Raw genomic sequence first — 12,629 nt, forward strand, 5'->3', positions numbered from 1 at the left:
CTCATGCGCCTTCGACGGCCGCCGCGAGCGTCTGCCGTATGGTGCGTTTTGCCAGCGGGATCTTGAAATCATTGCCGCCGCGCCCCACCGCACCGGCGAGCGCGCTTTCGGCGGCCTCGGAAAAGGCGGGATCGGCGGCTGCCGCTCCGGCGAGCACGTATTCCGCTTCCGTCGTGCGCCACGGCTTCGGCGCAACGCCGCCGATCGCAACGCGCGCGCTCCGTATGCGATCGCCGCTCTTTTCGACAACAGCCGCGATCGAGACAAGCGCAAAGGCATAGGAAGCGCGGTCGCGCACCTTGCGGTAGAGCTGCCGGCCGGGTGGCGGGGGAGGCAAGGTGACAGCCGCGATCATCTCGCCGTGACCGAGTGCCGTCTCGACATGCGGGGTCGAGCCCGGCAACCGGTGGAGGTCGCCGATGGGGATCGTCCGGGTCGTGCCGTCGGGGAGGACGGTTTCGACTAGAGCTTCGAGGGCGGACATGGCCACGGCCATGTCCGAAGGGTGCACGGCGATGCAGGCCTCACCGGCGCCAAGCACCGCATGCATCCGGTTGAAGCCGTCAAGGGCCGCGCAGCCTGAACCTGGCTCGCGCTTGTTGCAGGGCATATTACGGTTGTAGAAATAGGGACAGCGCGTGCGCTGCAGGAGATTGCCGGCGGTCGAGGCCTTGTTGCGGATCTGGCCGGACGCTCCCGCCAGAAGCGCTTGCGAAAGCATCGGATATCGGGATCGCACCCGCGGATCGGCGGCGAGATCGCTGTTGCGGACTTGTGCCCCGATCCGAAGGCCGCCCTCCGGCGTCTCCCGGATTTGGTCGAGTGGCAGCCGACTGACATCGACGAGGTTTGTCGGCCGCTCGATCTCCAGCTTCATCAAATCGAGAAGATTGGTGCCGCCGCTGATGAACGTGGCTTCAGGCTTGGCCGCCACTGCAACGGCTGCCTCCTTCACGCTGCTTGCGCGCTCGTAGGTAAAGGGCTGCATGGGGCTCAAACCTCTTCGGCTGCGTCGCGGACGGCGGCGACGATGTTGGGATAGGCGGCGCAACGGCATAGATTGCCACTCATGCGCTCGCGGATCTCTGCTTCGGTAAGCGCCGCCGGCCCGGAGGTCACATCCATACTTGCATGGCTCGGCCAGCCAGCCCTGACTTCATCGAGCATTCCCACGGCCGAACAGATCTGACCCGGTGTGCAATAGCCGCACTGGAAGCCGTCATGGGCGACGAAGGCGGCCTGGACAGGATGCAATTTCTCGCCGTCGGCGAGTCCCTCGATTGTCGTGATCTCATCGTCTTCATGCTGGGCTGCAAGCGACAGGCAGGAATTGATCCGTCGGCCATTCACGAGAACCGTGCAGGCGCCACACTGGCCGTGGTCGCAACCCTTTTTCGAGCCGGTCAGGCCGAGATTGTTTCGCAGGGCATCCAGCAGGGTCGTGCGCGGGTCGAGCTCCAGGGCATGCTCCGTCGCGTTGATCCTGAAACGCATCGGTATTCTCGATATCGGCGTCGTGACGCGCTCGGCGGCCATGGTGGCGACAGCGTCCTGAGCGCCGACGGGCAATCCGGATGCCACGAGGAGGCAGGTCGCTGCTCCGCCTTCCAACACCGCCCGGCGCGTAATCCAGTAGTCCGTTTCAGCCATGAATGATCTCCCAGTCACAGCAGCTCGAACCGGCAAGGGTATCCATCCCGGCGAACTGGTGTGCTTGTTTGCTTCGACATGCGGGACTTGGGAGTGTGGAAGACCGCTTTCTTGCAAGAAACCGGACACGCTGTCAGGATCCGGGAGAAAAGTGCAGTCGGTATGTCCGCGGGGTGATGCCCTTGAGGCGGCGGAAGGTTGTGGTGAGGTGGCTCTGGCTGGAGAAGCCGAGGCGGAATGCGATCGCGCCTATCGCCACACTGGGATCGCGCAGCAGCAGTTCCGCCCTTCTTACGCGTTCTTCGAGGATATAGGCATAGGGCGGCCGGCCGGTCGTCTCCTTGAAACGACGCGCGAAGGTATCCACCGGCATCCCGGCAATGGCTGCCACTTCCCTCAGCGAGATATCGGAGGCGATGTGGGCCTCGATGTAGTCGCGGACACGCTCGAACGTCCGGCGTCCAAGGCCGCGGTTCTGGGTCGGAACCCGATTCCCGCTCAAGCCAGCCATACGCAAACCGACGAAGGATACCAGATGCTCGACATAGACGGTGTCCGGCCGGTGGCCGAATGACATCTCGGTGCAAAGCGATCGCAAAAGCGTGCCGATGACCGCGTCGCTCCCGTTTACCAGCATCGGAATGTCGCGCAGGCGTTCCAAAGCCGGCAGCGCAAGTTCGGGATCAATCCACAAGGCGGAGTAACAGAGGTCTACGTCGCGGTAGAACCCGATGCGTTCGGCACCCGCGGGAACAAAAGTGAGAACCCCGGGCCGGTCCTGCCCGTCGTAAAGAGCCTTGCCCTCGGTGCGGATCGATGTCCGGGAGGTGCTTCCCCCGTCCGTCAGCACGATCAGATGGTGGGGCGCCGTCCAGCGAAGTTCTGCTTCCTGGCAAACCCAGCGCCGACTGTCGAATACGACGGAGGAACCGATCCAGGACGCACTTTGCAGCGGTACTGTTTGTTCTTCCCGGGCCCGGATACGTCCGTCGCCAACCAATGGTCTGAATGACATCGCTAAACTCCGTTGGCTTGCTTCTGGCACTTTGGCGACTGCCCCAGCAGCACGTTGCATCGGAGCGTCGTCGACCACACGCGACAGTCATAGGAACAACGGTTTGGCCATAACAGCCACCAGCCGCTCAAGAATGTTCAACGATCTGTGACCATCGATGAGCTGCAGCCGTCACCGCCGAGCCCGGCCGGCATCGAAAAATCTTCACCGAAGACGACCTTGGCCCGCCCGGGTCATGAATGGCAGCCCTACGCCAGCAACTGCCCTTTCCGACCCCCGCGCCGGAATCCCGACAAGGTCGAACCGTCCGAAAGAACCGCCCTCTCCCCCTCAACGAATTAATTGACACTCCAACCAAAACAGCGCTCCGTGGTTCGACGGGGACGGATTTTGGCACTCTTGGTTGATGCCGGCCTTCGCCGTCACGATAGGGAGGATGCAATGCCGACAGTCATTGGCCACCATAACATTACAAAGGGCGCGAAGCACTGGCTCGACTCACCGAAGCGCAAAGAGCTTTTTGGTCCGCTCGGCGTGACCAACATACGAACATTTGTAGATCCACAAAATCCGACTCGGGTGGCCGTTCTTATGGACGTTCCGGACATGGACGCCATGATGAAAGCTATGCAGAGCAAGGAAGCCGCGGATGCGATGGCCTTCGACGGAGTGGTGCCAGAGTCCTTGGTCATCCTGGTCGAAACGTAAAGGTGATCGCTTCTCTGGCCAAGGTTAGAAGGGTTGGTCAGCGATTGCTGTGCGTTTCTGCGCGTGAGCGACGACGTTGGTCTCGGTCGCGCCAAGATCAGCCGCCCAAGCTTGCGCGACCTGATGCCGGCTCATGTCCGCAAACCAACTATTCCGCGCGTTCACGCTGGACTTCCGCTTGCCACCCGATTGGGACACAGAACGCTCCATTGCGGTATAATCCGAGCCTATGCGCCGACCGGCTCGTTCGCGCCAACTGTTGAGGCTGAGCGCGGAGACAATCAACGTCCTGTTATGGGGCCGTGTAGCGGCCAGTCCGCCTTCGTGAAGAGTTCCAGGCGACATAGAGTCTCGACTGAAATCCGAGCTCTCAACGTGGTCATCGGATTCAAAGTGGGGCTGCGGCGTGCTGAACTAGAGTTGTTTGAAAGGCGATTGGTAACCGCCCGCGCCGACTATGGCCGGGAGCATGACCTGTCCGCCTGGTGATGGCGAGGATTGGCCGCTACGTTGCCATCGGCGAATGTTTTCGCCGACGGCCGGTGTGATGGATTGATTTCGCCTAGGCCAGATGCTGGCCGAAGAACTCGCCGATCCGGTCGAACGGAATCTTGTCCATCTGGTCGTAGAGATCAGTGTGGTTGGCGTCCGGAATGATCATGAGTTCCTTCGGCTCCGCCGCGGTGGCGAAAGCGGTTTCGCTGAAGTAGCGTGAATGAGCCTTTTCGCCATGGATGAGGAGCACCGGGCGTGGGGAGATTTCAGCGATGTAGGTCAAGATCGGCATGTTCATGAACGACAGCGGCGTCGTTAGGCTCCACGATGCGTTCGAGTTGACCGCCCGAGGATGGAAGCCGCGCGGTGTCTTGTAATAGTCGGCGTATTCTACGACGAACTGAGGCTCGCCACCCTTCAGCTCGAGTGAGACGGGGCCATAGGCGGGGTTACCCTTCTCGGCGTCCCGCCAGCGCTGCTGGCTGAGTTGCACCAGCGTCTGCCCACGCTGTTCCAGCGTCACGCTGTCGTTGTAGCCCTTCGACATGACCCGGGTCATGTCGTACATGGTGCTGGCCACGACGGCCTTGACGCGCTTGTCTGCGGCGACGGCGTTCAGCGCCATGCCGCCCCAGCCGCAGATGCCGATGACACCGATCCGCTCGCGGTCGACGACGGACTGTAGGCCCAGATAATCCACGGCGGCACTGAAGTCCTCCGTGTTGATGTCCGGCGAGGCGATGTTGCGGGGCTCGCCACCGCTTTCGCCGGTGTAGGACGGATCAAACGCCAGCGTCACGAATCCGCGCTCCGCCATCGTCTGAGCGTACAATCCTGAAGACTGCTCCTTCACAGCACCGAACGGACCGCCGACGGCAAGAGCTGCCAAGGGCTCGTTTCCACGCTTCTTCGGCAGGTACAGGTCTCCAGCCAATGTGATGCCGTACCGATTTTTGAACGATACCTTCTGGTGATCGACATTGTCGCTCTTCGGGAACACCTTGTCCCAGGAGGAGGTCTGGGCGAGTGCCTGAGTCGCTGTTGCAGCCGGGATCATGCTCATCGCCGCAACGGCGACGCCCGTCGCTTTCATCAGGCTCCGCCTGCTCGTATTGCAGGTGTCGGCAGTCGCGATTTGCTTGCTCATAGTCATTTCTCCTGTGCCAATGATGTCTATTGGATGCGCTCGATGCGCAGCGGGAATTCCCCCGGAACGTGCAGCGCCTGAAAACCTTCGTCGAACCGTCCCAGGCGGATCAAACCCGGGTACTTGTAGTCGGCGTAGAACATCGCGAGGTTACCCCAGGGCATGTAGTAGCAGAGGTCGTAAGGCTGCTCGTTGCTGAACGGCCCATGACCTTCCACCGTCAATTTTCGAGGGAGGTAGGCGATCTTCTCGTTGGACCCGAAATCCTCGATCTTGAGATTGAGCGGAAGCATGGAGGCAAAGTCGCGCGCCGACGGATTGTCGTACAGCGTCGCGGTCATGGTATGGTCTGCGAAAGTGAACTTGATTCTCACGTCAGTCCGCTCCTGGTTGTTGGGATCGCTCCGGCCGAAGCTACGGCCGGGGAAAGCGCGGATCACCATCGCCACCACCAGCTGTTCACGGCGGGTCGACAGGCGCAGTCGCATGCTCATGATCTTCTCCTTGTCACTCGCCACGCGACGAAGGATGCAAGGGAGGAGCCGAACAGCAAGATCGCGCTCAGCGTGAATGTGGACCGCCAGCCCATGGCGTCGAAAAGGAGTCCGCCAGCCGACGCCCCGGCTTTAATAGCGAGTTGAATCACAGCGACCTGTAGTCCCCCGCCCGCCTCGGCGTCGTCAGGAAGAACGCGGCTCAACCAAGTTCCCCAGCCAACTGGCGCGGCAGTGCCGAGAAAACCCCAGCCGACAAGGGCCGCGAAGACGGGAACTTCCATGTCGCCCGTGGCGATCATCGACAGAGCGATACAGGCCATCATCGACGGGATGATCATGAGAATGCCGAACAGGCGATGTTCCAGCAGCCGGCCGATAACCCAGGTCCCTACTATACCTGCCAATCCTACGACAAGGAGCGCGAGTGAGAGAGTCTCTATTCCAAAATGCGTCACCTGCTCCAGGAACGGCCGAAGATAGGTAAAAAGTGCGAACTGTCCCATGAACAGCAGCAGGATTGCGACCATGCCCAGAGCGACCGGCAGACGCCGCAGTAGCCGAAAAACATCAAGCGAGCCCCGGTCGCGTCGCGGATGAAGCGCAGGCAAGCTGATCCATTGCCAGACAAGAGCAAATAGCGCGACAGGAACGACGAGGAAAAATGCTCCCCGCCATCCGACATGCGAACCAAGCAGGCTCCCGAGCGGAGCCGAGACAGTGGCTGCGATCGCGTTGCCACCGTTTAGCAATGCCAGCGCCTTCGGCACCTGATCGCTGGAGACCAGACGCATCAGGATCGCGGTGGACATCGACCAGAATCCGCCGATCGCGATGCCGAGCAACGCGCGGCCCAGCATTAGGATGAGGTATGACGGCGCGAATGTAACCAAGACGCCCGACAGCATCAAAATTATCGTCAGGCCGAGCACCACCACACGCCGATCTAGGCGCTGGGTAAGAGTGGCGATGAACAAGCTGGTCAAGACCGCGAAGATACCGGAAACTGAAATTGCCTGTCCGGCATTGCCCTCCGTCACACCGAGATCGGCCGCGATCGGCGTCAGCAGGCTTACGGGCATGAACTCCGAAGCGATCAGCACGAACACGCACAGAGCCATCGAGAAGACGGCGCTCCACGCCGGGCGGCGGCTGTCGATGTTCTCATTGCAAGTCAGCGTCATGTGCCTCGATCCCGGTCGAAACTTCTATTGCTTCTTCCTGCGAGGAAGATATTGACGAAGGACTTTGCGGACAATCCATGCTAATTCGCATGAACTTATCCAAATCCGATATCAATCGAGGTGCGGCCGATGCAGCGCGAGGACATGAAGGACCTGCTCTGGTTTCTGGAGGTCGCGAGGGAGCAGAGCTTCACCAAGGCCGCGGCAACGCTTGGCACCTCGCAATCGAACTTGAGCTACACGATCAAGCAGTTGGAGGCCCGGCTCGGCGTGCGGCTCCTCACGAGAACCACGCGTAGCGTAGCCACGACGGAGGCTGGGGAGCGTCTCTTCCAGTCTCTCGCACCTCGGTTTCAAGAGATCGAGGCCGATCTCGCAGGTCTGGTCGCATTCCGGGACAAGCCGTCCGGCACCGTGCGCCTGACATTATCCGACCACGCGCTGCAGATGACGGTATGGCCGAAGCTGAGCCGCGTGTTGTCCAACTATCCCGACATCAAGGTCGAGCTCTACAGCGACAACGGCATGCGCAACATTGTCGAGGAGCGGTTCGACGCGGGCGTGCGGCTCGGCGAGAGCGTCGACAAGGACATGATTGCGGTCCGGATCGGTCCAGACTGGCGCCTGCGCGCCGTCGCTTCGCCCGACTATTTTTCCCAGCGCGGCATCCCAAATACGCCACAGGATCTTGTTGAGCATGACTGCATCAACACGCGCCAAGCAACATGGGGCGGCTTCTATACTTGGGAGTTCGAGAAAGACGGGCGGGAGTTGCGGGTGAGGGTTGACGGCCAGCTCAGCTTCAACTCCTCAATCTCTCAGATTGACGCGGCAGTGAAGGGTTACGGGATCGCCTACATTCCGGAGGACCTTGTCAGCGAACACATCGCGGCAGGTCGACTGCAGGCGGTTCTCGACGACTGGTGCGAGCCCTTCACCGGTTATCACCTGTATTACGCAAGCAGGCGTCAGATCTCGCCGGCGATGGCGGTGATTGTCGAGGCTCTGCGGCATCGTGGTTGATCCCCGCCGAGCCCGCCTCCTGCGGCTGACCGCTATGGGCGGCCGACAGGCGGACAACCACTCTTCAGGAATGCGCCAATGCCGACATGGAGCCATTCCCATTTGCCAACGACCGTTGCCATCTCTCTTCGAAAGGGAGGGGCTATCGGGAACCGTTAGCTGCAGAGAGCGCAGCAACCCGCGTCGTAGCCATCGCGCTGCAGCTGCGAGGCGGTGTGCGTGCCCGTGAAGGAGCACGCACCATCAACTGATCATTAGCGAAAACCGCCGCTGGCGACCAATCGCTCGCCGGTCAGCCAGCGGGCATCGTCGGAAGCGAGGAAGACAGCGACCCCAGCGATGTCGTCCGGCTGACCGATGCGGCCGAGCGGGGTCTGGGACACTGCGCTGTGCGCGAAATCCGAGCCGATAAACCCCGCGGTATGAGTACCCTCGGTCTCGACGATGCCCGGGAGAATTGCGTTGACCCGGATTTTTCGCGGGCCTAGCTCATTGGCAAGCACGCTCGTTATGCCGTCCAATGCGCCCTTGGTCCCCGTGTAGACGCTGGAGGCTGGCGGAGCGAGACTGGTCGCCGCCGACGAGATGTTGATGACGCTGCCGCCCTCACCGAGATGCTTGAGCGCTGCTTGGGTGCTCAGCAGAACGCCCAGAACGTTCACGTCGAACATGCGACGATATTGTTCCTCGGTCACCTGCTCGATCGGCGCGAATTCGTAGACCCCGGAGTTGTTGACCAGCACGTCGAGCTGGCCGAATTCCTTGACTGCAGCGTCCACCAGTCCCTGCGCCTGTTCGGCCTTCGAAACGTCACCCTGGACCGCGATCGCTTTGCCACCAGCCGCCGTGATCGTCTGGACCACCGCGTCCGCTCCCGACTTGCTCGAAGCGTAGTTCACCACCACCTGTGCACCCTCCGCTGCGAGTGCCTTGGCAATCGCAGCACCGATCCCTTTGGAGCCCCCCGTCACGACGGCGACTTTTCCAGCAAGCTTACTCATGGCGCGTTCCTTTAAACTCGGAGTGCCGTCGGAATTGGCGGCATTGTTCCGTAGTTCGGAAATTCGGAACTGTTGATCTCGGTTTCAAGCCCCCATATACAAAAAATCATGAGACCGCTCTTTCACCCAGCAATAGAGGACGTACGGCCTGAAGCGATCCTGCATGCCCTCTCCGATCCGGAGCGCGCAGCGATATTCGCGCAAATTGCGGGCGCCGGCTCCGGCGGGACATGCGCTGCGTTTGCCAACATGCGCGAGCGCGTAATCCCCAAGTCATCGCTATCGAACCACATCAAAGTGCTGCGCGAGGCCGGCCTTATCCGCTGCGAGCGTCATGGCGTGGAAATGCATAACCATTCGCGCTGCTCGGAACTGGATGAACGCTTCCCAGGTCTCGCTATGGCTATTCTGAGTGCTTACGGATGGCTTCCCGGACAGGCGAAGACGGATTGACAGCTATATAACGGGTTGGGCGAGCTATCTCTCTTGAGCTTATCTTTCGAGCGTCATAGCGACCGCTTAGGGCCCGCAGGCGGCCGGCCGGCGACGCTCGAATTATTCGCAATCCTCGTGGCTACGGAGGCGAGCGAGACATGAATGGATTTCGCTCCGATTTTGTCATCGATTCATAGGAACGGACCGGGCGCTCTTCCCTGTCTCTGCCGTCTCGAACCTCGTGGGACGCCCAGCAACCCGCTTCGCTTCCTCGGCCATGCCGGATTCATCGGTGACAGCCAGGCGGATGCGGCTGTATCCGCTCTCGCCCGGATATCGGAGAAGGCCAATGCCGCGTTGATGCGCGGCGATGTCGCCACCTACCGGGCGCTTGTACCGCGTACGCAGGACTTCACGCTGATGTCGCCGTTCGGCGGCACGCCATCGCGGGAGGCTGACATCACCGAAAAAACCTGGGACGACATGAGCCGGTTCTTCCGGAATGGGACGCTGAAACAGGAGATCGTTCAAACCTATGTCGGCACCGACATGATCGTGCTGGCCGTCATCGAGCGCGCTCATGTCGAAGTCGGCGGTCTGCCCGCACAGGATTGGGCGCTGCGCGTGACCCTCGTCTATCGGCGGGCAGGCAGGCAGTGGTTGCTTGCCCATCGCCATGCCGATCCGCTTGGCCATGCCGTTACCTTGCAGCAATCGGCGGCGCTTGCGCGCGGCGTGTAGGGATGCGGCTCCGGAGTGGCCTGGCCGCAACGCATCCCGATGGCCGCTCTGCGCCTCTCATCCTCCAAGGAAAACCTACGCCGAGTTCTGACGGCGGTCATTGGGTATCGCACGGATTTTTCCTGTTCGCTATCCGTCAGGATCGGATCACCACATTGGAGGCAGCTTCGGACCGATTGCGGTCTAGCTGCCAAAGCTCTTGAGGGGTTGCGAACCTCAGACCATGTTGTCAATCGCTCTTCGAAGAGTATTGCCGGCACCTATATGGTGGAAAAGCTGAAACTTATGACCAGCTCGATGCATCCCCGCATCGTGCACGACCCAAAGGGCACGTTTCCAATCTCGTGAAGCAATCGGAAACGCCGCCTTTCTTGGTCGGAGAGAGCGATATTGCCCTTTCGTTTAGCAAGGGCTTGGCGGCGGCCCATGAGACATATCGGCAGGCGAAACCTCGTGAGCTGATCCGCGGCGAACGCTCTTGGTCGCGCAATCAAGCACTTACGCGGTCCCGTTCGGACTTACCTATGTGGATGAGATGAACCTCCCACAGATACTGCTGAAATTCTCCGCAGTAGTGCATTCGGCTTTATCTCATCGATGTTCAATGCGCTAGAGCGTCCAGTCCTCCCAACTTTGGACTTCGCCAGTTTTATCCTCGCGGCAAATCGCTTCGAGCGCCAAAGAGGCACGACTAGAGTGCCGTTGTTTATGCCGCAGAATTGCAAATTGGCGGGACGGCAGAGGAAAGCGCGCCTTTACCAGCAAACCTTGAGCAAGGAGGGGCGCGGCTACTGCTCCCGACACGACTGTCGCGCAGATACCCTCTCTTGCTGCAGATATTATCGCCTCGTTCGACGGCAGCTCAAGCGCAACAGCCAGATCTCCAGGACTTATTCCCGCATTGGAAATCGCGGTCTCGAAAGCCGCTCGGGTTCCGGAGCCCTTTTCTCGCATGACCCATTTTGTGCCCGAAACCAGATCCGCGGGTAGAACCGGTTTGCCAGTTGCCCAAGGATGGCGCGGACCGACGACAACAAGGAGTTCGTCTTCAGCGAGAGACTGGAAAGACAGCGCCGGCTCCTCGACGCCGCCTTCGACGAAACCGACTTCGGCCAATCCATCGACAACCGCCCTTGCCACCGTGGTCGTGTTGCCGATCATCAGTTTAAGGTCGATGCCCGGGTAGCGGATCTTGAAACGCATCAGCATCGCGGGTATCCAATAGCTCGCAATGGTCTGGCTCGCGAAAACGACGAGTTCACCTTTTTGCAACCCACCAAGATCGGACAAGACGAGCGCTGCAGTCCTTGCACGGGCAAGCGTCGCCTTTGCCTCTCCGAGAAACACCCGCCCTTCATATGTAAGCTCTATGCGGCGTCCGACGCGATGGAAAAGTTCGACGCCATAAGAAGCCTCGAGATTGCGGATTGCCGAGCTGACGGCGGATGGCGTGAGGCCGATCACCAAGGCGGCCTTGGTCAGATGCTCGCGTTCTGCAACAGCGACAAAAATGGAAAGCTGCTCGAAAGTCATGGCCCAATCGTTCGATTCTCCCGAATGAACTATCCGGATCTATTCAATAGAAGTCGATAATCGAGTGTGTGACAATATAGCCATTCCGCAAGGTCCTACCGATGCTCGTGTCAGCCTTACCGTTTCCTTCAGCCCTGCCGGGATTTGTCCTTTGTGCCGCGATCGCGCTCGCTGCGCATCTCGCCGAGCAATTGCAGATGATGATTTTGGGCGTGCATTGGATTGAGGGGCTCGTGTTTGCCATTCTGGTCGGCATCGCCGTTCGCTCCTCGGTTTGCCTGCCGCAGAGTTTCATTCCCGGCATCCAATTCGCCGCCAAGACGCTTCTGGAGATTGCGGTGGTGTTGCTGGGGGCCTCGCTCAGCGTGCCTGCAGTCCGGCAGGCTGGACTGCCGCTTGTCGGCGGAATTGCCATTCTGGTTGCTCTGTCTTTGGCAACCGGCTTTCTTATAGGGCGCCTCTTGGGGCTCTCGAACTGCCAGGCGACGTTGGTTGCTTGCGGTAACTCGATCTGTGGCAACTCTGCAATTGCCGCCGCAGCGCCCGTAATCGGCGCAAAACCGGACGACATCGCGGCATCGATAGCCTTTACCGCGCTGCTTGGCGTCGCTGCAGTTCTGACGCTGCCGCTTCTTCCCATGCTCTTTGGTCTCAATGCCGTACAATATGGCGTTTTCGCAGGACTGACGGCTTATGCGGTCCCGCAGGTATTGGCGGCCACGGCCTCTGCCGGAGCCGTCAGTACCCAGGTGGGCACGCTCGTCAAACTGATCCGCGTGATGATGCTCGGACCCGTCATCCTCGTGCTTGGCGCCATTCATGGCCGCCGTCTTGGCGGCCCCGCAGTCAGTCTTCGCCATATTCTTCCGTGGTTCATCATCGGTTTTGCAGCCATGGCGGCGCTTCGCTCCCTGAATGCCATCCCGGCCTCCCTGCTCTCCGGCATGTCAACTGTTTCCACCGGCTTCACCGTCACCGCCATGGCCGCTCTGGGCCTCTCCGTCGATATTCGGTCGAGCGTCAAGACCGGCAGCCGGGTACTCGCGGTGGCGGCGCTGTCGCTGTTCGCGCTGGCGGCTCTTGGTTTTTGTCTGATTAGGGTGCTGAAAATTACCTAACTGAGGCAATATGCCTAAAATACTTGCAAAGATTCCGGTTGCCCTAGAATCGATCAGCAGCTAACCTGTATATACAGGTGGGGCG

Annotated in this window: 13 protein-coding genes; 5 read left to right on the top strand and 8 right to left on the bottom strand. The window is 60.4% G+C overall.

What is annotated here, in order from left to right:
• Position 1 precedes the first annotated feature (1 nt).
• From AM571_RS33865 to AM571_RS33875, 3 genes are all read right to left on the bottom strand, one after another.
• Positions 2–988: an FAD binding domain-containing protein gene (locus tag AM571_RS33865; RefSeq protein WP_074065278.1), complete on the bottom strand. Its 987-nt coding sequence runs from the start codon at positions 986–988 to the stop codon at positions 2–4.
• 5 nt (positions 989–993) lie between these two features.
• A complete protein-coding gene (locus AM571_RS33870; RefSeq protein ID WP_074065279.1) occupies positions 994–1,650 on the bottom strand; it encodes a 2Fe-2S iron-sulfur cluster-binding protein in 657 nt (218 codons plus the stop codon).
• A 133-nt stretch (positions 1,651–1,783) separates the two neighbouring features.
• Positions 1,784–2,665, bottom strand: a complete 882-nt coding sequence (locus tag AM571_RS33875) for a helix-turn-helix domain-containing protein (protein ID WP_074065280.1) — start codon at positions 2,663–2,665, stop codon at positions 1,784–1,786.
• 441 nt (positions 2,666–3,106) lie between these two features.
• Between AM571_RS33875 and AM571_RS33880 the strand changes: the two genes are divergently transcribed.
• Entirely contained in the window at positions 3,107–3,373 is a 267-nt protein-coding gene (locus AM571_RS33880; protein ID WP_074065281.1) for a hypothetical protein, read from the top strand.
• Positions 3,374–3,935: 562 nt separating this feature from the next.
• Here the strand turns inward: AM571_RS33880 and AM571_RS33890 are convergent.
• The 3 genes from AM571_RS33890 to AM571_RS33900 are packed head-to-tail and all read right to left on the bottom strand — an operon-like array spanning position 3,936 to position 6,693.
• The gene (locus AM571_RS33890) at positions 3,936–5,015 is read right to left on the bottom strand and encodes an alpha/beta hydrolase (protein WP_074065283.1); all 1,080 of its coding nucleotides are present in this window, start codon (positions 5,013–5,015) and stop codon (positions 3,936–3,938) included.
• A 26-nt stretch (positions 5,016–5,041) separates the two neighbouring features.
• The gene (locus AM571_RS33895; protein ID WP_420493411.1) at positions 5,042–5,458 is read right to left on the bottom strand and encodes a cyclophilin-like fold protein; all 417 of its coding nucleotides are present in this window, start codon (positions 5,456–5,458) and stop codon (positions 5,042–5,044) included.
• A gap of 47 nt (positions 5,459–5,505) precedes the next feature.
• A complete protein-coding gene (locus AM571_RS33900) occupies positions 5,506–6,693 on the bottom strand; it encodes an MFS transporter (RefSeq protein ID WP_074065285.1) in 1,188 nt (395 codons plus the stop codon).
• Positions 6,694–6,822: 129 nt separating this feature from the next.
• Between AM571_RS33900 and AM571_RS33905 the strand changes: the two genes are divergently transcribed.
• The gene (locus tag AM571_RS33905; RefSeq protein WP_074065286.1) at positions 6,823–7,716 is read left to right on the top strand and encodes a LysR family transcriptional regulator; all 894 of its coding nucleotides are present in this window, start codon (positions 6,823–6,825) and stop codon (positions 7,714–7,716) included.
• A gap of 254 nt (positions 7,717–7,970) precedes the next feature.
• Here the strand turns inward: AM571_RS33905 and AM571_RS33910 are convergent, their stop codons facing one another.
• On the bottom strand, positions 7,971–8,717 hold the full coding sequence (locus AM571_RS33910) for a glucose 1-dehydrogenase (RefSeq protein ID WP_074065287.1): 747 nt from the start codon (positions 8,715–8,717) through the stop codon (positions 7,971–7,973).
• A 108-nt stretch (positions 8,718–8,825) separates the two neighbouring features.
• On the opposite strand from AM571_RS33910, the gene AM571_RS33915 reads away from it, so the two are divergent.
• Together AM571_RS33915 and AM571_RS33920 are read left to right on the top strand one after the other, a co-directional pair.
• Positions 8,826–9,170 carry a winged helix-turn-helix domain-containing protein gene (locus tag AM571_RS33915; protein WP_074065741.1) on the top strand — a complete coding sequence of 115 codons (345 nt, stop codon included), beginning with the start codon at positions 8,826–8,828 and terminating at the stop codon, positions 9,168–9,170.
• A 144-nt stretch (positions 9,171–9,314) separates the two neighbouring features.
• Entirely contained in the window at positions 9,315–9,893 is a 579-nt protein-coding gene (locus tag AM571_RS33920) for a YybH family protein (protein ID WP_081377272.1), read from the top strand.
• Between the two features lie 609 nt (positions 9,894–10,502).
• Here the strand turns inward: AM571_RS33920 and AM571_RS33925 are convergent.
• Positions 10,503–11,426, bottom strand: a complete 924-nt coding sequence (locus AM571_RS33925; protein ID WP_074065288.1) for a LysR family transcriptional regulator — start codon at positions 11,424–11,426, stop codon at positions 10,503–10,505.
• A 101-nt stretch (positions 11,427–11,527) separates the two neighbouring features.
• On the opposite strand from AM571_RS33925, the gene AM571_RS33930 reads away from it, so the two are divergent.
• Entirely contained in the window at positions 11,528–12,544 is a 1,017-nt protein-coding gene (locus AM571_RS33930; protein ID WP_074065289.1) for a YeiH family protein, read from the top strand.
• The last annotated feature ends 85 nt before the right edge of the window (positions 12,545–12,629 follow it).

Source organism: Rhizobium etli 8C-3 (assembly GCF_001908375.1).
Classification (GTDB): Bacteria; Pseudomonadota; Alphaproteobacteria; order Rhizobiales; family Rhizobiaceae; genus Rhizobium; species Rhizobium etli_B.

Bases quoted from the DNA above. Each gene is read 5' to 3' on its own strand.
- AM571_RS33865 (WP_074065278.1), bottom strand. From the start codon at position 988: ATGCAGCCCTTTACCTACGAGCGCGCAAGCAGCGTGAAGGAGGCAGCC.
- AM571_RS33870 (WP_074065279.1), bottom strand. From the start codon at position 1,650: ATGGCTGAAACGGACTACTGGATTACGCGCCGGGCGGTGTTGGAAGGC.
- AM571_RS33875 (WP_074065280.1), bottom strand. From the start codon at position 2,665: ATGTCATTCAGACCATTGGTTGGCGACGGACGTATCCGGGCCCGGGAA.
- AM571_RS33880 (WP_074065281.1), top strand. From the start codon at position 3,107: ATGCCGACAGTCATTGGCCACCATAACATTACAAAGGGCGCGAAGCAC.
- AM571_RS33890 (WP_074065283.1), bottom strand. From the start codon at position 5,015: ATGAGCAAGCAAATCGCGACTGCCGACACCTGCAATACGAGCAGGCGG.
- AM571_RS33895 (WP_420493411.1), bottom strand. From the start codon at position 5,458: ATGGTGATCCGCGCTTTCCCCGGCCGTAGCTTCGGCCGGAGCGATCCC.
- AM571_RS33900 (WP_074065285.1), bottom strand. From the start codon at position 6,693: ATGACGCTGACTTGCAATGAGAACATCGACAGCCGCCGCCCGGCGTGG.
- AM571_RS33905 (WP_074065286.1), top strand. From the start codon at position 6,823: ATGCAGCGCGAGGACATGAAGGACCTGCTCTGGTTTCTGGAGGTCGCG.
- AM571_RS33910 (WP_074065287.1), bottom strand. From the start codon at position 8,717: ATGAGTAAGCTTGCTGGAAAAGTCGCCGTCGTGACGGGGGGCTCCAAA.
- AM571_RS33915 (WP_074065741.1), top strand. From the start codon at position 8,826: ATGAGACCGCTCTTTCACCCAGCAATAGAGGACGTACGGCCTGAAGCG.
- AM571_RS33920 (WP_081377272.1), top strand. From the start codon at position 9,315: ATGGATTTCGCTCCGATTTTGTCATCGATTCATAGGAACGGACCGGGC.
- AM571_RS33925 (WP_074065288.1), bottom strand. From the start codon at position 11,426: ATGACTTTCGAGCAGCTTTCCATTTTTGTCGCTGTTGCAGAACGCGAG.
- AM571_RS33930 (WP_074065289.1), top strand. From the start codon at position 11,528: ATGCTCGTGTCAGCCTTACCGTTTCCTTCAGCCCTGCCGGGATTTGTC.